At 59.2% G+C, this 22,130-nt stretch carries 8 protein-coding genes; 6 read left to right on the forward strand and 2 right to left on the reverse strand.

Annotation, left to right across the window (positions count from 1 at the left end; translation table 11 throughout):
* The first annotated feature begins 95 nt into the window (after positions 1-95).
* The 5 genes from LL947_RS01635 (at position 96) to LL947_RS01655 (ending at position 17,288) form a co-directional block, all read left to right on the forward strand.
* Positions 96-2,264, forward strand: a complete 2,169-nt coding sequence (locus tag LL947_RS01635; protein WP_499833744.1) for a type I secretion system permease/ATPase — start codon at positions 96-98, stop codon at positions 2,262-2,264.
* A complete protein-coding gene (locus LL947_RS01640; protein ID WP_499833745.1) occupies positions 2,264-3,694 on the forward strand; it encodes an HlyD family type I secretion periplasmic adaptor subunit in 1,431 nt (476 codons plus the stop codon). Before LL947_RS01635 ends, LL947_RS01640 begins: the two co-directional genes overlap by 1 nt.
* Complete coding sequence (locus LL947_RS01645) at positions 3,694-4,326, forward strand: LuxR C-terminal-related transcriptional regulator (protein WP_499833746.1); 633 nt, start codon at positions 3,694-3,696, stop codon at positions 4,324-4,326. Before LL947_RS01640 ends, LL947_RS01645 begins: the two co-directional genes overlap by 1 nt.
* 290 nt (positions 4,327-4,616) lie before the next feature.
* Positions 4,617-16,832: a retention module-containing protein gene (locus tag LL947_RS01650; RefSeq protein ID WP_499833747.1), complete on the forward strand. Its 12,216-nt coding sequence runs from the start codon at positions 4,617-4,619 to the stop codon at positions 16,830-16,832.
* A gap of 132 nt (positions 16,833-16,964) precedes the next feature.
* Positions 16,965-17,288 (forward strand): tryptophan synthase subunit beta like protein, encoded by a 324-nt coding sequence (locus LL947_RS01655; protein ID WP_499833748.1) that lies wholly within the window; start codon positions 16,965-16,967, stop codon positions 17,286-17,288.
* 67 nt (positions 17,289-17,355) lie between these two features.
* Here LL947_RS01655 and LL947_RS01660 read toward each other — a convergent pair whose 3' ends face one another.
* Complete coding sequence (locus LL947_RS01660) at positions 17,356-19,251, reverse strand: EAL domain-containing protein (RefSeq protein WP_499833749.1); 1,896 nt, start codon at positions 19,249-19,251, stop codon at positions 17,356-17,358.
* Positions 19,252-19,355: 104 nt separating this feature from the next.
* Positions 19,356-20,069 carry a transglutaminase-like cysteine peptidase gene (locus LL947_RS01665; protein ID WP_499833750.1) on the reverse strand — a complete coding sequence of 238 codons (714 nt, stop codon included), beginning with the start codon at positions 20,067-20,069 and terminating at the stop codon, positions 19,356-19,358.
* A 371-nt stretch (positions 20,070-20,440) separates the two neighbouring features.
* Between LL947_RS01665 and LL947_RS01670 the strand changes: the two genes are divergently transcribed.
* Complete coding sequence (locus LL947_RS01670) at positions 20,441-22,120, forward strand: NAD-dependent malic enzyme (protein ID WP_499833751.1); 1,680 nt, start codon at positions 20,441-20,443, stop codon at positions 22,118-22,120.
* The last annotated feature ends 10 nt before the right edge of the window (positions 22,121-22,130 follow it).

Here is a 22,130-nt window from a genome sequence, read left to right on the forward strand (position 1 = left end):
ATGGCAAAACCGGCTACTCCGCTTCCTGAACAGGACGCGGGGTGGCCGTGTTGAGCGCGCTGTAAAACGCAGATCCCACCCTGACAGAGGTCCGTGTGCCTAACGAAAGCCACTCCATACCAGATGAACCAGCCACTCTGGCCGAGACGGATGAGCTGCTGGAATGCCTGTTGAGCATTGCCTCGCAGCATCACCATGAGACCACCCGGGAAGCGCTGCGGGCAGGGTTGCCGCTGGAAGATGGCAAGCTGACTCCCGGTGTCGTGGGGCGTGCTGCGGCCCGGGCCGATCTGACCGCCCGGATTGTCAAAAGCCCACTGGGGCGGCTGAATCCGGCGCTTTTTCCGGTTATTTTGCTGCTGGAGTCAGGTCGGGCTTGCCTGTTGCAGTCGGTTGATCTGGCCAGCGGGCAGGCAAAGGTGAGATTCCCGGAACTCAGCGAGGCCACTACCGATATCAGCCTGCACGGCCTGGAAAAAGCCTACAGTGGCCAGGCCATCTACATACGCCCGAAGTTCCGCTTTGATGCTCGCGGGCCGGAAGTCAAACAATCCCGCGAGCGCCACTGGTTCTGGGGAGTGATCCGCGAGAACCGCAAGCTTTACCGTGACGTCATCCTGGGTTCGGTGCTGATCAATCTGTTCGCGGTGGCCATGCCATTGTTTGTGATGAACGTGTATGACCGGGTAGTGCCCAATGCTGCCACCGAAACCCTGTGGGTGCTGGCAGCAGGAATCCTGATCGTGCTGTGTTTTGATCTGGCGCTGCGCCTGATGCGCAACTTTTTTGTGGATCTGGCTGCCAGCCGGGCGGACGTCAAGCTGACCTCCTCGATCATGCAGCGGGTGCTGGGCATGCGCATGGAAGCCAAGCCAGCCTCCACCGGCTCCTTTACCTCCACCCTGCAGTCGTTTGAGTCGGTGAGGGCGTTTATTGGCTCGGCGACGATCGTCGCGCTGGTGGACCTGCCTTTTGTGTTGCTGTTCATGACCATTATCGCCCTGATCGGCGTGCCACTGGTCATTCCCATCATCATCGGCGCTACCTTTGTGTTGCTCTACGCCATGGCGGCCCAAAGCAAGCTGCATGAGCTCTCCGAGACCACCTGGCGTATCAGTGCCCAGCGCAACGCCACCCTGGTGGAAGCGGTCGGTAACCTGGAAACCGTCAAGGCCCTGCGCGGCGAAAGCCGCCTGCAAGGCCATTGGGAACGGGCCTCGGCTTTTCTGTCCCGAACCGCTGCCCAGCTGCGTCTGGTCAGTACTTCGGTGACCAGCGTCGCGCTCTGGGCCCAGCACACCGTGTCGGTGGTGGTAATCATTATCGGTGTTTACCTGATCATTGAAGGCGACCTGACCCAGGGCGGCCTGATTGCCGCCTACCTGCTTTCATCCCGGGCCATGGCGCCGATCAGCCAGGCCGCTGGGTTGATGGCTCAGTACCACCAGTCAGCCACTGCTCTTGAAGCGCTCAATGGGGTGATGGACAAGCCTCAGGAGCGTGCGGATAGCAAGCGCTACATCGACCGCCCTGTGGTGCAGGGCGAACTCCGCTTCGACAGCGTTTCATTGCGCTACCCGGATGAAGAGCGTGATGCCCTGCGCGACGTCAGTTTTCGTCTTAAACCAGGCGAAAAGGTCGCCCTGATCGGACGAATAGGCTCTGGCAAATCGACCCTCAACAAGCTGCTGCTGGGGTTCTACCAGCCGACAAGCGGTGCCGTCCTGCTTGACGATGTGGATATCCGCCAATTCGACCCCCTGCAACTGCGCCGCCACATTGGCTATGTGCCCCAGGACATCACCCTGTTCTATGGCACTCTGCGCGATAACATTATCGCCGGGGGCGGGACTGACGGCGTGGATGACGACAAACTGCTCGAGGCCATCAACCTCAGCGGCCTGGCGGATCTGGTGCGCTCCCACCCGCAAGGGGTGGACCTGCCGGTAGGTGAAGGGGGCAGCCTGCTCTCCGGCGGGCAGCGCCAGGCGATTGCGATTGCCCGTGCCGTGGTACATGCCCCCAAGGTGTTGTTGCTCGATGAACCCTCCAGTGCCATGGACCATGCCAGCGAGGACCGGCTCAAGAAACAGCTGACCCGCTACGGCGCCGACAAAACCTTGATCGTGGTCACCCACCGCACCTCGCTGCTTTCTCTGGTCGACCGGATTATCGTCATGGACGGTGGCAAGGTGGTTGCTGACGGCCCCCGTGAACAAGTGGTGGAAGCGTTGCGTAAAGGGCAGATCGGGAGGGCTGGCTAATGGCTAAGCAAGAGCAGTCCACCGCTGAAGAAAAAAGCTTTGAAAACCTTGGGCGTTTTAGCGCCAAGGGCGGCAGGATATTCCGCCCCTTCATGGATCGACTGTTTTCCAAGCGGGTGACTTCTGCCCACCTCAATCGCGACTGGGCCAGCGATGCCGACTGGGCCCGAATGCAGCAGAATCCGCTGCGCGCCAGGCTGTTTCTGTACACGGTGGCCCTTGCAGTGATTGCCCTGATCACCTGGTCGTACTTTGCCGAGATTGACGAGGTGACCCGTGGTCAGGGCCGGGTGATCCCCGCCCAGCAGCTTCAGCAGGTGCAATCCTTTGACGGCGGGGTGGTGCAGGAAATCAAGGTGCGGGAGGGCCAGATGGTCGAGACCGGACAAGTGCTGATGGAAATCGATCCGACCCGCTTCGTCTCGGATTTCCGCGAAAACCAGACCCAGGTGCAGGCTCTGCGCGCCCGGGCCGAACGTCTGCGCGCTCTGGTCACCGATACCCCTTTTACTCCCGACGAAGATCTGCTCCGGGAAGCACCGTCCATGGTCGCCCAGGAACGCGAAGCCTACGACAGCCGGCGGGAAGAGCTGCGCGAACAGGAAACCGTGCTGCGTGACCGTATCCGCCAACGTCAGGCCGAACTGCTGGAAGCCCAGCTGCGCCGCGATACCGCCTCACGGGAACTCAATATGGCCAGCGAGGAGCTCCGGCTCACCCGGCCCCTGCTGCAATCCGGCGCGGTCTCCGAAGTGGAAGTGCTGCGCCTGGAGCGGGAAGTCTCGCGCAACCGCGGCGAGCGCGACCAGAATAATGCCGCAATCGACCGTCTGGAGGCCGCGGTGGAAGAAAGTGAATCCCAGCTGCGCGAACTCGGCGCCGAACGGCGCAGCGAGTGGCGGGATGACCTGGCCAACACCATTGGTGACATTCAATCACTTACCGAAGCCGGCACCGGGCTGCAAGACCGCGTCCAGCTGTCTGAAATCCGCTCACCGGTCAACGGTGTCGTTCAACAACTGTATATCAATACCCGCGGCGGGGTGGTGCAGCCGGGCCAGGAAGTGGTCGACATCGTGCCCAGCGACGAACAGCTGCTGGTTGAAGCGCGGATTGCCCCTCAGGACATCGCTTTCCTGCGCCCCGGCCAGCCGGCCACCGTCAAGCTGACCGCCTATGATTATGCCGTTTACGGCGGGCTGGAGGCGGAGCTTGAGCATATCAGCGCCGATACCATTACCGACGAAGAAGGCAACACCTTTTACCAGGTGCGGGTGCGCACCCAGGAAGGCCAGGTCGATACTGATGAAATAGATGTCATTCCCGGCATGACCGCCCAGGTCGACATTATGACCGGCAAGCGCACAGTCATGGAGTTCATGCTCAAGCCGGTGCGACGAGCCTGGAACAACTCACTGGGAGAACGCTGATGAATCATCTCTTTATCACCCCCGCCGCGCGATTGCAGCCCCGCTGGCAGGCAGCGTTTCCACAGGCTCAGGTAGCTGCCATTGCTCCTGAAGCCCGCCTGGACCCGGCCCCAACAGTGATATGGCTGGTGTGTGAAGGCGGGCAGCCATCCCTTTCTACCTCACTGCTGGAAACGGTGAGGCGCCTTTCCACCCAATGCGCGGTGGTTGTTTTAGCCAACACTCCCCAGCAAACCGATGCCCTGGAGGCCTTACAGGCCGGAGCACGCGGCTATGCGCATGCGCTCAGCCCGGTCGCTACGCTGCAACAGATCGCCACCGTGGTGACGAATGCCGGGATCTGGGTGCCCGCCGACCTGATGGCTCAGGTGATGGGGCGCACCTGGCAAGCGCTGAACGGCGAGCAGCGACTCCAGCATGCCTTGCTGGACAAGCTGACTGCACGCGAACGCGACGTCGCGCTGGCGGTGGTGCAAGGAGCAAGCAATAAACAGGTGGCGCGCGCACTCAATATCACCGAGCGCACGGTCAAGGCACACCTGACGTCTATCTTTCATAAGCTGGCCATTACCGACAGGATGCAGCTGATGCTGGCACTGACGGAGCAAACATCCAGAAATGTAAAGATGTAACACGTCTAAAAGATCAACAGGCCCTGGAGGTTTCTGGTATTGGCGATCTCCACCCTGATGTTCCTGGTAGGTGTTCCAACCTGCCCCTTTCCTGCGCGTTGCATAACGTCATGCATTGGCCAGGAAGAATGTAGGGACAGCTAAATTAATAATTTTTTACTGTACCTCAGTCCAATACTTTTTTTGATGACCAAGAATACACTTGTTAATAGCTGATATTAACATTTTGAAACTTTGCGCCTTCTTCAAACCGCACAAAGCTTCCAGGCCAAATCAAAAAGGGGTATCCCATGAGTATTGCTACTGTTGTTGCCATTACCGGTCAGGCATTTGCCAGAGACGAAGATGGAAACCTGCGTGAGCTTAGCGTCGGGGATACCCTGCAGGAAGGCGAAACCCTGGTCACCTCCACGAATGGAGAGGTTGAACTCGACTTCGACGATGGCTTGCCGCCCACGACGATTGGCGGTGATGAAGAAGTTGCCATGAACGGGGATGTTGACGCGGAAAACCCTGCCGATGAAAGTGAATCTGCCACTCAGGACGATGAACTGGACGCTATTCTCACCGCCCTGGAAGACGAAGAAGGCGATATCCTGGAACTGCTTGAAGCCACGGCCGCCGGCGGCGGCCCAGCCGGTGGCGGCGGTGGCGGCTCTGACTTCGTTCAGCTGGCACGTATCACCGAGTCTGTCGAAGGTCTCCAGTATGAATTTGACGGCGGCATAGAGGGTGGCACTGAGACGGTTGAGTTCTCAGATCTGGCCGCTGAGGAAGAGCCGGTAGCAACCATCTCGATTGACGACATTGGCGTGATTAACAGTGTTGACGCTGAAGAAGGCAATAACATTACCATCACTGGCACAGTGGGTGGTGACGCCCGCCAAGGCGATACCGTTACTCTCACGGTGGGTGAGGACAATTTTACAGGGACGGTGAGTGAAGAGCTGACCTACGCCATCGACGTGCCGGGCAGTGTGCTTGCAGAAAATGACACTGTTGAAGGTGAAGTTACCGGTACTGATGAAAACGGCAATAGCTACACGGCTGAAACTGATGGTGATTATGATGTACGCCTAGCCCGAAACAGCCTAGAGACAGAAACTGATGAAGTTTTCGAGGCGGGCCTGCCCGACGGCAGTGACGTGGGTGATCAGACAGTCACGACAGGAGGTGACCTTAACCTGGCCAGTGGCTGGAGTGCGGTGGCCGAGACGGGCAGCACGGCCAACGGCAGCTTCGCGATCAACGCCGACGGCACCTACAGCTATACCCTGGAGAACCCGGCCGATCACAGCGAGGGCGCGGTCACCGATGTGATCGAATACACCACCACCGACGAGTTCGGTAACACCCAGACCAATACCCTGACGGTCGCTATCAACGATGACGGGCCGACGGCCGACATTGCGCTGGTGGATGAAGCCAGTGTCACGCTGGACGAGACGATTGGCGGTGAGGGTGCCTTTGACGACATCACTGACAGCAATCCCGATCCGTTCAACAACAGCTATGGCACCCCGATCGGCGCGATCAGTGGGATTGCCCTGGTCGACGCCAGCGGTAGCGATGCCGGTGCCGACAGTGATGGCGCCACCACCAGCGTGAGCCTGTCGCTGACCGGCGCCGAAGGCAGTGACTCTGGCCTGGCCACCACCGACGGCACCCCGATCGACCTGTATACCGAGGACGATGGCACCATCACCGGCCGCACCGGTGCTGAAGACGGTGACGTGATCTTCGCCATCAGCATCAACGACGACGGTAAAGTCTCGGTGGCACAGTATGCCGCGCTCGAGCATCCGAACGTCGACAGCGATGACGAAGCGGTGAGTCTGGACGGCAAGTTGAACGCCGTGGTGACCGTCACTGACGGTGACGGCGACGAGGCTACTGACAGCGAAGCGATCGGCAATCTGATCACCTTCGAAGACGACGGGCCGACGGCCGACATTGCGCTGGTGGATGAAGCCAGTGTCACGCTGGACGAGACGATTGGCGGTGAGGGTGCCTTTGACGACATCACTGACAGCAATCCCGATCCGTTCAACAACAGCTATGGCACCCCGATCGGCGCGATCAGTGGGATTGCCCTGGTCGACGCCAGCGGTAGCGATGCCGGTGCCGACAGTGATGGCGCCACCACCAGCGTGAGCCTGTCGCTGACCGGCGCCGAAGGCAGTGACTCTGGCCTGGCCACCACCGACGGCACCCCGATCGACCTGTATACCGAGGACGATGGCACCATCACCGGCCGCACCGGTGCTGAAGACGGTGACGTGATCTTCGCCATCAGCATCAACGACGACGGTAAAGTCTCGGTGGCACAGTATGCCGCGCTCGAGCATCCGAACGTCGACAGCGATGACGAAGCGGTGAGTCTGGACGGCAAGTTGAACGCCGTGGTGACCGTCACTGACGGTGACGGCGACGAGGCTACTGACAGCGAAGCGATCGGCAATCTGATCACCTTCGAAGACGACGGGCCGACGGCCGACATTGCGCTGGTGGATGAAGCCAGTGTCACGCTGGACGAGACGATTGGCGGTGAGGGTGCCTTTGACGACATCACTGACAGCAATCCCGATCCGTTCAACAACAGCTATGGCACCCCGATCGGCGCGATCAGTGGGATTGCCCTGGTCGACGCCAGCGGTAGCGATGCCGGTGCCGACAGTGATGGCGCCACCACCAGCGTGAGCCTGTCGCTGACCGGCGCCGAAGGCAGTGACTCTGGCCTGGCCACCACCGACGGCACCCCGATCGACCTGTATACCGAGGACGATGGCACCATCACCGGCCGCACCGGTGCTGAAGACGGTGACGTGATCTTCGCCATCAGCATCAACGACGACGGTAAAGTCTCGGTGGCACAGTATGCCGCGCTCGAGCATCCGAACGTCGACAGCGATGACGAAGCGGTGAGTCTGGACGGCAAGTTGAACGCCGTGGTGACCGTCACTGACGGTGACGGCGACGAGGCTACTGACAGCGAAGCGATCGGCAATCTGATCACCTTCGAAGACGACGGGCCGACGGCCGACATTGCGCTGGTGGATGAAGCCAGTGTCACGCTGGACGAGACGATTGGCGGTGAGGGTGCCTTTGACGACATCACTGACAGCAATCCCGATCCGTTCAACAACAGCTATGGCACCCCGATCGGCGCGATCAGTGGGATTGCCCTGGTCGACGCCAGCGGTAGCGATGCCGGTGCCGACAGTGATGGCGCCACCACCAGCGTGAGCCTGTCGCTGACCGGCGCCGAAGGCAGTGACTCTGGCCTGGCCACCACCGACGGCACCCCGATCGACCTGTATACCGAGGACGATGGCACCATCACCGGCCGCACCGGTGCTGAAGACGGTGACGTGATCTTCGCCATCAGCATCAACGACGACGGTAAAGTCTCGGTGGCACAGTATGCCGCGCTCGAGCATCCGAACGTCGACAGCGATGACGAAGCGGTGAGTCTGGACGGCAAGTTGAACGCCGTGGTGACCGTCACTGACGGTGACGGCGACGAGGCTACTGACAGCGAAGCGATCGGCAATCTGATCACCTTCGAAGACGACGGGCCGACGGCCGACATTGCGCTGGTGGATGAAGCCAGTGTCACGCTGGACGAGACGATTGGCGGTGAGGGTGCCTTTGACGACATCACTGACAGCAATCCCGATCCGTTCAACAACAGCTATGGCACCCCGATCGGCGCGATCAGTGGGATTGCCCTGGTCGACGCCAGCGGTAGCGATGCCGGTGCCGACAGTGATGGCGCCACCACCAGCGTGAGCCTGTCGCTGACCGGCGCCGAAGGCAGTGACTCTGGCCTGGCCACCACCGACGGCACCCCGATCGACCTGTATACCGAGGACGATGGCACCATCACCGGCCGCACCGGTGCTGAAGACGGTGACGTGATCTTCGCCATCAGCATCAACGACGACGGTAAAGTCTCGGTGGCACAGTATGCCGCGCTCGAGCATCCGAACGTCGACAGCGATGACGAAGCGGTGAGTCTGGACGGCAAGTTGAACGCCGTGGTGACCGTCACTGACGGTGACGGCGACGAGGCTACTGACAGCGAAGCGATCGGCAATCTGATCACCTTCGAAGACGACGGGCCGACGGCCGACATTGCGCTGGTGGATGAAGCCAGTGTCACGCTGGACGAGACGATTGGCGGTGAGGGTGCCTTTGACGACATCACTGACAGCAATCCCGATCCGTTCAACAACAGCTATGGCACCCCGATCGGCGCGATCAGTGGGATTGCCCTGGTCGACGCCAGCGGTAGCGATGCCGGTGCCGACAGTGATGGCGCCACCACCAGCGTGAGCCTGTCGCTGACCGGCGCCGAAGGCAGTGACTCTGGCCTGGCCACCACCGACGGCACCCCGATCGACCTGTATACCGAGGACGATGGCACCATCACCGGCCGCACCGGTGCTGAAGACGGTGACGTGATCTTCGCCATCAGCATCAACGACGACGGTAAAGTCTCGGTGGCACAGTATGCCGCGCTCGAGCATCCGAACGTCGACAGCGATGACGAAGCGGTGAGTCTGGACGGCAAGTTGAACGCCGTGGTGACCGTCACTGACGGTGACGGCGACGAGGCTACTGACAGCGAAGCGATCGGCAATCTGATCACCTTCGAAGACGACGGGCCGACGGCCGACATTGCGCTGGTGGATGAAGCCAGTGTCACGCTGGACGAGACGATTGGCGGTGAGGGTGCCTTTGACGACATCACTGACAGCAATCCCGATCCGTTCAACAACAGCTATGGCACCCCGATCGGCGCGATCAGTGGGATTGCCCTGGTCGACGCCAGCGGTAGCGATGCCGGTGCCGACAGTGATGGCGCCACCACCAGCGTGAGCCTGTCGCTGACCGGCGCCGAAGGCAGTGACTCTGGCCTGGCCACCACCGACGGCACCCCGATCGACCTGTATACCGAGGACGATGGCACCATCACCGGCCGCACCGGTGCTGAAGACGGTGACGTGATCTTCGCCATCAGCATCAACGACGACGGTAAAGTCTCGGTGGCACAGTATGCCGCGCTCGAGCATCCGAACGTCGACAGCGATGACGAAGCGGTGAGTCTGGACGGCAAGTTGAACGCCGTGGTGACCGTCACTGACGGTGACGGCGACGAGGCTACTGACAGCGAAGCGATCGGCAATCTGATCACCTTCGAAGACGACGGGCCGACGGCCGACATTGCGCTGGTGGATGAAGCCAGTGTCACGCTGGACGAGACGATTGGCGGTGAGGGTGCCTTTGACGACATCACTGACAGCAATCCCGATCCGTTCAACAACAGCTATGGCACCCCGATCGGCGCGATCAGTGGGATTGCCCTGGTCGACGCCAGCGGTAGCGATGCCGGTGCCGACAGTGATGGCGCCACCACCAGCGTGAGCCTGTCGCTGACCGGCGCCGAAGGCAGTGACTCTGGCCTGGCCACCACCGACGGCACCCCGATCGACCTGTATACCGAGGACGATGGCACCATCACCGGCCGCACCGGTGCTGAAGACGGTGACGTGATCTTCGCCATCAGCATCAACGACGACGGTAAAGTCTCGGTGGCACAGTATGCCGCGCTCGAGCATCCGAACGTCGACAGCGATGACGAAGCGGTGAGTCTGGACGGCAAGTTGAACGCCGTGGTGACCGTCACTGACGGTGACGGCGACGAGGCTACTGACAGCGAAGCGATCGGCAATCTGATCACCTTCGAAGACGACGGGCCGACGGCCGACATTGCGCTGGTGGATGAAGCCAGTGTCACGCTGGACGAGACGATTGGCGGTGAGGGTGCCTTTGACGACATCACTGACAGCAATCCCGATCCGTTCAACAACAGCTATGGCACCCCGATCGGCGCGATCAGTGGGATTGCCCTGGTCGACGCCAGCGGTAGCGATGCCGGTGCCGACAGTGATGGCGCCACCACCAGCGTGAGCCTGTCGCTGACCGGCGCCGAAGGCAGTGACTCTGGCCTGGCCACCACCGACGGCACCCCGATCGACCTGTATACCGAGGACGATGGCACCATCACCGGCCGCACCGGTGCTGAAGACGGTGACGTGATCTTCGCCATCAGCATCAACGACGACGGTAAAGTCTCGGTGGCACAGTATGCCGCGCTCGAGCATCCGAACGTCGACAGCGATGACGAAGCGGTGAGTCTGGACGGCAAGTTGAACGCCGTGGTGACCGTCACTGACGGTGACGGCGACGAGGCTACTGACAGCGAAGCGATCGGCAATCTGATCACCTTCGAAGACGACGGGCCGACGGCCGACATTGCGCTGGTGGATGAAGCCAGTGTCACGCTGGACGAGACGATTGGCGGTGAGGGTGCCTTTGACGACATCACTGACAGCAATCCCGATCCGTTCAACAACAGCTATGGCACCCCGATCGGCGCGATCAGTGGGATTGCCCTGGTCGACGCCAGCGGTAGCGATGCCGGTGCCGACAGTGATGGCGCCACCACCAGCGTGAGCCTGTCGCTGACCGGCGCCGAAGGCAGTGACTCTGGCCTGGCCACCACCGACGGCACCCCGATCGACCTGTATACCGAGGACGATGGCACCATCACCGGCCGCACCGGTGCTGAAGACGGTGACGTGATCTTCGCCATCAGCATCAACGACGACGGTAAAGTCTCGGTGGCACAGTATGCCGCGCTCGAGCATCCGAACGTCGACAGCGATGACGAAGCGGTGAGTCTGGACGGCAAGTTGAACGCCGTGGTGACCGTCACTGACGGTGACGGCGACGAGGCTACTGACAGCGAAGCGATCGGCAATCTGATCACCTTCGAAGACGACGGGCCGACGGCCGACATTGCGCTGGTGGATGAAGCCAGTGTCACGCTGGACGAGACGATTGGCGGTGAGGGTGCCTTTGACGACATCACTGACAGCAATCCCGATCCGTTCAACAACAGCTATGGCACCCCGATCGGCGCGATCAGTGGGATTGCCCTGGTCGACGCCAGCGGTAGCGATGCCGGTGCCGACAGTGATGGCGCCACCACCAGCGTGAGCCTGTCGCTGACCGGCGCCGAAGGCAGTGACTCTGGCCTGGCCACCACCGACGGCACCCCGATCGACCTGTATACCGAGGACGATGGCACCATCACCGGCCGCACCGGTGCTGAAGACGGTGACGTGATCTTCGCCATCAGCATCAACGACGACGGTAAAGTCTCGGTGGCACAGTATGCCGCGCTCGAGCATCCGAACGTCGACAGCGATGACGAAGCGGTGAGTCTGGACGGCAAGTTGAACGCCGTGGTGACCGTCACTGACGGTGACGGCGACGAGGCTACTGACAGCGAAGCGATCGGCAATCTGATCACCTTCGAAGACGACGGGCCGACGGCCGACATTGCGCTGGTGGATGAAGCCAGTGTCACGCTGGACGAGACGATTGGCGGTGAGGGTGCCTTTGACGACATCACTGACAGCAATCCCGATCCGTTCAACAACAGCTATGGCACCCCGATCGGCGCGATCAGTGGGATTGCCCTGGTCGACGCCAGCGGTAGCGATGCCGGTGCCGACAGTGATGGCGCCACCACCAGCGTGAGCCTGTCGCTGACCGGCGCCGAAGGCAGTGACTCTGGCCTGGCCACCACCGACGGCACCCCGATCGACCTGTATACCGAGGACGATGGCACCATCACCGGCCGCACCGGTGCTGAAGACGGTGACGTGATCTTCGCCATCAGCATCAACGACGACGGTAAAGTCTCGGTGGCACAGTATGCCGCGCTCGAGCATCCGAACGTCGACAGCGATGACGAAGCGGTGAGTCTGGACGGCAAGTTGAACGCCGTGGTGACCGTCACTGACGGTGACGGCGACGAGGCTACTGACAGCGAAGCGATCGGCAATCTGATCACCTTCGAAGACGACGGGCCGACGGCCGACATTGCGCTGGTGGATGAAGCCAGTGTCACGCTGGACGAGACGATTGGCGGTGAGGGTGCCTTTGACGACATCACTGACAGCAATCCCGATCCGTTCAACAACAGCTATGGCACCCCGATCGGCGCGATCAGTGGGATTGCCCTGGTCGACGCCAGCGGTAGCGATGCCGGTGCCGACAGTGATGGCGCCACCACCAGCGTGAGCCTGTCGCTGACCGGCGCCGAAGGCAGTGACTCTGGCCTGGCCACCACCGACGGCACCCCGATCGACCTGTATACCGAGGACGATGGCACCATCACCGGCCGCACCGGTGCTGAAGACGGTGACGTGATCTTCGCCATCAGCATCAACGACGACGGTAAAGTCTCGGTGGCACAGTATGCCGCGCTCGAGCATCCGAACGTCGACAGCGATGACGAAGCGGTGAGTCTGGACGGCAAGTTGAACGCCGTGGTGACCGTCACTGACGGTGACGGCGACGAGGCTACTGACAGCGAAGCGATCGGCAATCTGATCACCTTCGAAGACGACGGGCCGACGGCCGACATTGCGCTGGTGGATGAAGCCAGTGTCACGCTGGACGAGACGATTGGCGGTGAGGGTGCCTTTGACGACATCACTGACAGCAATCCCGATCCGTTCAACAACAGCTATGGCACCCCGATCGGCGCGATCAGTGGGATTGCCCTGGTCGACGCCAGCGGTAGCGATGCCGGTGCCGACAGTGATGGCGCCACCACCAGCGTGAGCCTGTCGCTGACCGGCGCCGAAGGCAGTGACTCTGGCCTGGCCACCACCGACGGCACCCCGATCGACCTGTATACCGAGGACGATGGCACCATCACCGGCCGCACCGGTGCTGAAGACGGTGACGTGATCTTCGCCATCAGCATCAACGACGACGGTAAAGTCTCGGTGGCACAGTATGCCGCGCTCGAGCATCCGAACGTCGACAGCGATGACGAAGCGGTGAGTCTGGACGGCAAGTTGAACGCCGTGGTGACCGTCACTGACGGTGACGGCGACGAGGCTACTGACAGCGAAGCGATCGGCAATCTGATCACCTTCGAAGACGACGGGCCGACGGCCGACATTGCGCTGGTGGATGAAGCCAGTGTCACGCTGGACGAGACGATTGGCGGTGAGGGTGCCTTTGACGACATCACTGACAGCAATCCCGATCCGTTCAACAACAGCTATGGCACCCCGATCGGCGCGATCAGTGGGATTGCCCTGGTCGACGCCAGCGGTAGCGATGCCGGTGCCGACAGTGATGGCGCCACCACCAGCGTGAGCCTGTCGCTGACCGGCGCCGAAGGCAGTGACTCTGGCCTGGCCACCACCGACGGCACCCCGATCGACCTGTATACCGAGGACGATGGCACCATCACCGGCCGCACCGGTGCTGAAGACGGTGACGTGATCTTCGCCATCAGCATCAACGACGACGGTAAAGTCTCGGTGGCACAGTATGCCGCGCTCGAGCATCCGAACGTCGACAGCGATGACGAAGCGGTGAGTCTGGACGGCAAGTTGAACGCCGTGGTGACCGTCACTGACGGTGACGGCGACGAGGCTACTGACAGCGAAGCGATCGGCAATCTGATCACCTTCGAAGACGACGGGCCGACGGCCGACATTGCGCTGGTGGATGAAGCCAGTGTCACGCTGGACGAGACGATTGGCGGTGAGGGTGCCTTTGACGACATCACTGACAGCAATCCCGATCCGTTCAACAACAGCTATGGCACCCCGATCGGCGCGATCAGTGGGATTGCCCTGGTCGACGCCAGCGGTAGCGATGCCGGTGCCGACAGTGATGGCGCCACCACCAGCGTGAGCCTGTCGCTGACCGGCGCCGAAGGCAGTGACTCTGGCCTGGCCACCACCGACGGCACCCCGATCGACCTGTATACCGAGGACGATGGCACCATCACCGGCCGCACCGGTGCTGAAGACGGTGACGTGATCTTCGCCATCAGCATCAACGACGACGGTAAAGTCTCGGTGGCACAGTATGCCGCGCTCGAGCATCCGAACGTCGACAGCGATGACGAAGCGGTGAGTCTGGACGGCAAGTTGAACGCCGTGGTGACCGTCACTGACGGTGACGGCGACGAGGCTACTGACAGCGAAGCGATCGGCAATCTGATCACCTTCGAAGACGACGGGCCGACGGCCGACATTGCGCTGGTGGATGAAGCCAGTGTCACGCTGGACGAGACGATTGGCGGTGAGGGTGCCTTTGACGACATCACTGACAGCAATCCCGATCCGTTCAACAACAGCTATGGCACCCCGATCGGCGCGATCAGTGGGATTGCCCTGGTCGACGCCAGCGGTAGCGATGCCGGTGCCGACAGTGATGGCGCCACCACCAGCGTGAGCCTGTCGCTGACCGGCGCCGAAGGCAGTGACTCTGGCCTGGCCACCACCGACGGCACCCCGATCGACCTGTATACCGAGGACGATGGCACCATCACCGGCCGCACCGGTGCTGAAGACGGTGACGTGATCTTCGCCATCAGCATCAACGACGACGGTAAAGTCTCGGTGGCACAGTATGCCGCGCTCGAGCATCCGAACGTCGACAGCGATGACGAAGCGGTGAGTCTGGACGGCAAGTTGAACGCCGTGGTGACCGTCACTGACGGTGACGGCGACGAGGCTACTGACAGCGAAGCGATCGGCAATCTGATCACCTTCGAAGACGATGGGCCGAGTTTCATCAACCCCGACATCGGTTTCCTAGTCAATGATCCGGACTCTGCCTTTAATACCTTCGTAGGCAAGCTCGATCTAGATGGTCAAGTCGAGGACAATTTTGGTGCTGACCAAGACGGCAAGGTACGTTTCAGTGCGACAAATGGTACTGAATCTACGCTGACTTCGAATGGCGCAATTATCTATCTGTACGTTAGCGAGGACGATCAGACGCTAATTGGCTCAACCTTTGGCGATGAAGAAAGCGCGGATAGCTCCGTTCAAGCGGAGGCGGTGTTTACTGTCAACCTGAGCGTGAATTCTGACGGTGAAGACACTTATGATTTAACGCTTCATCAGCAGATCGATGGCGGTGCTGGCAGCTTTACCACCACGGAAGGTGACTATGACTTTTCGGGCGGTAATAAGAAGTGGGTATCTTTTGACTCAGAAGATGGCCCTAACCAAGATATCCTGATCACACCTATCAATGGTTCAACAATTAATACAACTGACTCCGAAGGTGGTACTGCTGGTGTTGCGAACACCTCCGTGGGGTCTTCGAAAGATGGAGACCAAGCTGTTCGAGTCGACTATGTGACGAATTTGGGTGGGACTGAATCTTCCGGTGGGTCCTATGACGTGAATAGCCCCAGCCATACATTTGATGGTCATTATACGGTTAATGGTGCAACTGCAATCTTGGTCGATGCTGATGATACAACCATAAATATCAAGGCATTTGATTATCCGGATAATTATAATGGTGATCTTGTCGGCGGAAATGTTACAGGCCATAAAGAGGATGTCGTTACCCGCGTAGTCATAAATTATCAGGGCATAGAGGGAAGTCTTGATCTATCTGACTGGAACGCAGGTGAAAGTGATGAGATTGCGCTAGTTGATGATGAGGATGAAGTCGTTGGCACTTACAATGTAACCTTGCGGGCGAGTGGTGTTGATATATCTGGTCTGGACGCCGGCGTTCAGGTCGGTGTCTCAACGCAGGATGGTTTCAATAGTATCGAATACCATTATGTCTCAGGTGGAGATTTCCAAGTAGGTGGTTTCGGGGGTGTTTCTTTCACTCCAGGTGATGCAGTCGATCTAGGCATTGACCTCGATATCATTGATGGCGATGGTGATAATCTCACCATTATGGATGCCATAAAACTGCAGCTGGCTCCGGACACCCACATTGTCGGGGAAGGAGGGGATGGTGAAGATACCCTGATGGTTGACGACGGAACTGAGGGTATGCTGCTGGGAGGCAGTGGAAACGACACCATGACGGGCAATAGTGGGAACGATATCATTTCCGGTGGCGAGGGGAACGATACTATCCAAGGCGTTGGTGGTGACAACTTTCTCTACGGTGGTGCCGGTGATGACACAATCGAAGGAGATACAGGCAACGATATTATCATCGGCGGCCCTGGCGACGACATCCTCATCGGCGGTGCAGGGGCTGATACCTTTGTCTGGAATCTGGGGGATGAAAGTAACGATACAAACAACCCAGCAGATGATGTTGTCCAAGACTTCCAAGAGGGCCTGTTTGGAACGGATGTTGATGCCGATCGTTTAGATCTCGCGGACCTTTTGCAGGGTGAGGATGAGAATGATATTGGCACCTACATCTTTGCCGAGCAGGACGGAAGCGACTTGGTATTGCATATCAGTTCAACTGGAGCGTTGAATGGTAGTGATGGCGCAGGCGCTGACCAGAAGATTACGCTGGAAGGAAAGTCATTCAATGAGATTGATACCAGTTTTGATTCAAATACATCGAGTGAGGACTTGATCACCAAGCTGATAGATAAAGGTCAGTTGGATATCGATTAAGCTGACATTATAAGCTAACCCCGCCCCGCCTGGCTTGCCCGGCGGGGCTTTTTATTCTTCACCCAAAGAACAGGCAGCGTTGTGCCATCAAAGCCTTTAAGATAATGAATAAATGTTTCTAGGAGCCTTGGGATGTATGTAAAACGTGATGAAGAGGGCAACATTGCCCAGGTGTGCAAGGAGCCAACGCCTGACTGCAAGGAATACCTGATGCCGGGCTCGGCGGAGCTGGTGGCATTTTTTGCGGCTGAGGATGAGGCGGCCAAGTTGCGTGAATCCGATATGGAGTTTGTGCGGGTACTCGAAGACGTGATTACTCTGTTGATGGACAAGGGGATTCTGCGTTTTACGGACCTGCCGGAAAAAGCTCAGGAAAAACTGTTGGACCGCCAGACGTTACGTAAGCGGGTGAACGATGTTGGCCTGATGGATGATGATAACAGTGATGTGATCTAGACGAGCTGAACACCTACGCCCGCCAAAAAGACAGGCGTCACAATGGTGTCATAATCGGCGTTAGGGTTTACTCCACCCCCGGGCCGGTAATGCCGTCCAGGCCGAGGTCAAACAGCGCTTCGGCTTCAGCTTCATGTTTCACGCCTTCAGCAATCGCCAGAATGCCAAGTGAGTGGGCCAGGGTGGCCATGCCGCGCAAAATGGTTTGCTGGTCGGTCGACTTATCCACACCGCTGACCAGAGAGGCATCAAACTTGAGAAAACTCAGGCCCAGGTCGTGCAGGTCGGCAAGCTTGTTGAACTCACTGCCCACATGCTCAAGCCCGATTTTGATCCCCAGCGGCTGAAGTTCACGACACAGCAGACGGAAACTGGCCAGGTCATGAATGGCCACATGCTCGGGCAGTTCCATCCATAGCCATGGCGTGGTTTTCTCCGCGTCGCGAAGCCGCTGGGTGAGGTGTTTGATGAAATGCACATCGCGCAGGGAGCGCGCTGACATATTGATGCCGATAGGTTGGTGATGTTGGTTGATATGGGTTAATGCAGCCTCCAGCACGACCATATCCAGCGCGTCATCGCGTTGCAAACGATGCACCCAGGGCATGAAGAGGCCGGCATTGCGCCAACTGCCCTGAATATATAAACGTGACGGTGCCTCGAAGTGAATCAGGCCTCCTTGACGGTCTCGTACCGGGTAGGCGGCCAGCTGTACTCCCTGGGCAATTGCTTGATCTATGGCTTCACGCCACTCTTCCTGAGTGGTGCAGAGCGTGTGCCGTTGGCCGCCCTGAGCCGTCATGGTCTGTCTGCCTGCTCCGGCTTCGGCGGTCGCCAGGGCGCTGTCCAAGGCGGCAAGGCGCTGTGACAGGGTATCGTCTTCCTGATAGTCCACCAGCACAGAGGCCAGGGAAACATCACCGTCAATGCTTGCTTTGAGGCTTTCCAGGTGGGAGTCCAGCGCCTGGGCGACACTGTCGAGATCAGTCGCGGATGGAACGATCAGCATGAAATCACTGCCGTTCAGGCGCCCAACATTGGCATCACCGTAGTGTTCGCCTACCTCATGCAAGTGTTGAACGAGGGAGGTGAGTAGGGAGTCTACCTCGCGACGCCTGAGGGCTTCGTTAAGTTCGGCAAGCCGTTCGACGCGGACCAGGGCCAGCGCGCCACTGGCGCGATGGGAATCGCTTTCCAGGTTGCGTTTGAGACGTTCGAGCAAGGATTCCCGAGTCAGTGCCTGGGTGGTGGGGTCTTCCTGCAGGCGTCGGCGCAGATTGTCCAGCTTGCTGGTTTCCTCTTTGAGCATCTCATGCACCGCGCCAGAGAGGGTGTTCATTGCGCGCACCACCTGGCGGAGTTCCAGAGTGTAGGGCTCTTCCGTGGTGGTAAAGCGCCGGGCGCTGATGCTTTTGGCCTGCTGGATGACATCGACCAGCGGTTTGCGGATGGTACGCACAATCCACCAGGCCAGCAGAAAGCTGATCACGCCGGCCAGCGCAAACCAGCCGGCCATCTCCAGGCTGCTACGCCACAGGGTGCGATAGGCAAAGCTGTGCTGGCTTTCCAGTGTCAGGGTGCCGTACTGGTTCCAGCCATCCTGAACCACGGCCTGGCCGGGCGACACATCAAAGCTGACCAGCTTGACGAACCATTGAGGTACATCGTCGATATATTCCCTGGCCTCACGCAGATGCAGGATGTCACCCTCCGGTGAGCGCAACTCAATCCGGCGGTAGTGGCCGGTATCAAACTGGGCAGCTACCAGCAATTCCATGCTGACTTCATCCTTCTCCAGCTGGCTCATTGAAAGTGCCAGCGCGTTGGCGTTATCCGCGTTCTTGATCTGCACTTCCTGTTCAATGTAGTGACGGCTGCTGGTCATACTGATCGTCAGGCTGCCTATAAACGCCAGCAAGAGAATGGCAATCACGGTGAGCCAGAGTTGTTTAATTAACGACATGGGAAAATCCTCTTCATGACATCTGGCCTATAAATGATGGTCGCGGGTAGCTGTTGTGCCGTCTGAACGGGTCGGCGGCGTGGGCGCGCAGCCTGCCCTCGTTTTCATATAAACCCCTGCTCCTGCATGCGCGAAACCACGCTTCGCCAACGGGAAAGCCGCGCCATGGGGTCGGCCCGGGAGCTGTCGCTGCCGCCTGCCCAGAGGCCATTGCTGTTAAAACTGAAGACAGGATCCAGGTCATCGCGTTGTGAGGCGGGTTGAATCGAAGCCACCAGGTTGTCCAGAATCAGCGGCTCCGAGGCCGATGTCTGATAAAACCCCAATACCATGTGCGCCTGAGTGGTCTGTGAACGACCAATCCGTGCGCGGACATAGATCATGCGCAGTTTGTCGCCAGGCACACCCAGTTCTTTCAGCGTGATGTACTTGGCTATCGAGTAGTCTTCACAATCCCCTTCGCCCTTGCCCATCGTTTCCAGAGGCGTGGCCCAGTAATCCTCCTGCCCCCAGATCTGGATATCATCCCGCCATAAGACGCGCCGGTTGAAAAAGCCATTCACATCGCGCAGCTGGGTAGCCACGTCCGCCTCCCGCAAACGGTCAAGCAGCGCAAACCATTCTTCCAGAACCTGTAAACCACTGGACCCGTAAAGGCGCTCCATGCTGTCGCGCAGGCGCTGGGGGTTGAAGGCATCCGCGGTCGTAGGCAAGTAACCTATCGCACCAGCGGCAGCCATCACTCCCATTGCTGTCAGCAACTGGCGCCGGGTAATCAAAGCAGCCTGTGGGGGGCGAACAGAAGCCCGGTGCGCCATAGATCTCACCGAAATAATAATTTACATTAAGTTTAGCAGATAATGTGCCTTACCCCTTTTCTCTCCCTTGGTGGGATAACGCTCGCCTGGCCATTGCCCCCGTGAATGACCCCTTCCTATGGCATGCAAGGTTTTCACTTCTTCGGGTTGCATCTCGAATTCTCGTTGATGTGCGCCCTGAGTGCATTCAAACGCGAATGCGGGTCCATGTCCTACTTTTGCCATGGAAGCATGTTACATTAGCGTCAAATCGCAGTAAGTGGCGGATTTTACTGCATTGCACAACATTTTATGGTTTCCATATTGTGTCAATAACGCCATAACGACAAAGCTACAAACAAGCTTGCCAAGTGAAGATAGCGAGAAAGCCTATGACGACGTCTAACAAACGCCCCCTGTATATTCCTTACGCCGGTCCGTCCCTGCTGGAAATGCCCCTGCTCAACAAGGGCAGTGCCTTCAGTCACGAAGAGCGCCTGTCGTTCAATCTGATTGGTCTGCTGCCGCAGAAAGTAGAGACCATTGATGAGCAACTGGCTCGCGCGTATCGCCAGTACCGGCAGTGCAACAGTGATCTGGAGCGGCATATTCACCTTCGTGCGATACAGGATGATAATGAAACCCTGTATTTCAGGTTGGTATCCGAGCATCTGGAGGAAATGCTGCCCATCATTTACACCCCCACCGTGGGTAAGGCGTGTCAGGAATTCTCGAATATCTATCGTAATCACCGCGGCTTGTTTATTGGCTATCCGGACCGTGAGCATATGGACGATATTCTGCGCAGCGCCACCAAGGATAACGTCAAGGTCATCGTGGTGACAGACGGCGAGCGGATTCTTGGCCTGGGGGATCAGGGCATTGGGGGGATGGGCATTCCTATCGGCAAGCTGGCACTGTATACCGCCTGTGGGGGGGTCAGCCCGGCCTATACGCTGCCGATCATGCTGGATGTAGGCACTAATAACCAGTCGTTGCTGGATAATCCCATGTATATGGGGTGGCGTCATCCGCGGGTCAGTCAGGAGGAATACGATGCCTTCATGGCAGAGTTTATCAGCGCCGTGAAACGTCGTTGGCCAAACGTACTGCTGCAGTTCGAGGATTTTGCCCAGGCAAATGCCGTCCCCTTGCTGGAGCGTTACAGGGACGAGCTGTGCTGCTTTAACGATGATGTCCAAGGAACGGCTTCTGTGGTGGTGGGCACCCTGATGGCGGCCTGTCAGGCACGTCAGGAAACCATTGCCAAGCAACGCGTGGTGTTTGTGGGCGGCGGCTCGGCTGGCTGCGGGATTGCTGAACAGGTAGTCGTCGCCATGATGGCGGAAGGTTTGAGTGAATCCGAGGCCCGCGGGCGTATCTACATGATTGACCGCGAAGGTTTGATGACCAATGACCAGGCGTGGCAGCGTGATTTCCAGCGCCGCCTGGCACATGATGCGGCCATGGTGGCGGAATGGACCGGGCAAGGGCTGGAAGAAACCGTGGCGCGCGTCAAACCGACGGTACTGATCGGTGTGTGCGGTCAGCAGGGCATCTTTACCGAACAGGTGGTGCGCACCATGCACGCCCACTGCGAAAATCCGGTCATCATGCCACTCTCCAACCCGACCTCTCAGGCCGAAGCGGTGCCGGAGGATGTCATCCGCTGGACGGACGGTCAGGCGCTGGTGGCAACCGGTAGCCCATTTGCGCCCGTGGTTCACAATGGCCGCAGTTATCCGATTGCACAATGCAACAATGCTTACATTTTCCCGGGCATTGGCCTGGGGGTCGTGGCCGCCAAAGCCAGCCGCGTCACCGATGACATGCTGATGAGTGCCTCACGTGCGCTGGCCCGAGAAGCGCCCCTGGTGAAAGACGGTAAAGGGGCTTTGCTCCCTCCGTTGTCGCGAATCAGTGATATCAGCAAGTCCATTGCCTTTGAAGTGGCTGCTCAGGCCCAGCAGAATGGCGTTGCGTTGAAAACCGGGGGTACCGAGCTGCGTGCGGCGATTGAGCGCAGCTGCTGGCTGCCCGAATATCGCGCCTATCGGCGTCGTGCTTACTGATTTTTGTTGT

It is taken from the genome of Halomonas sp. BLK-85, from assembly GCF_044792155.1.
GTDB lineage: Bacteria > Pseudomonadota > Gammaproteobacteria > Pseudomonadales > Halomonadaceae > Vreelandella.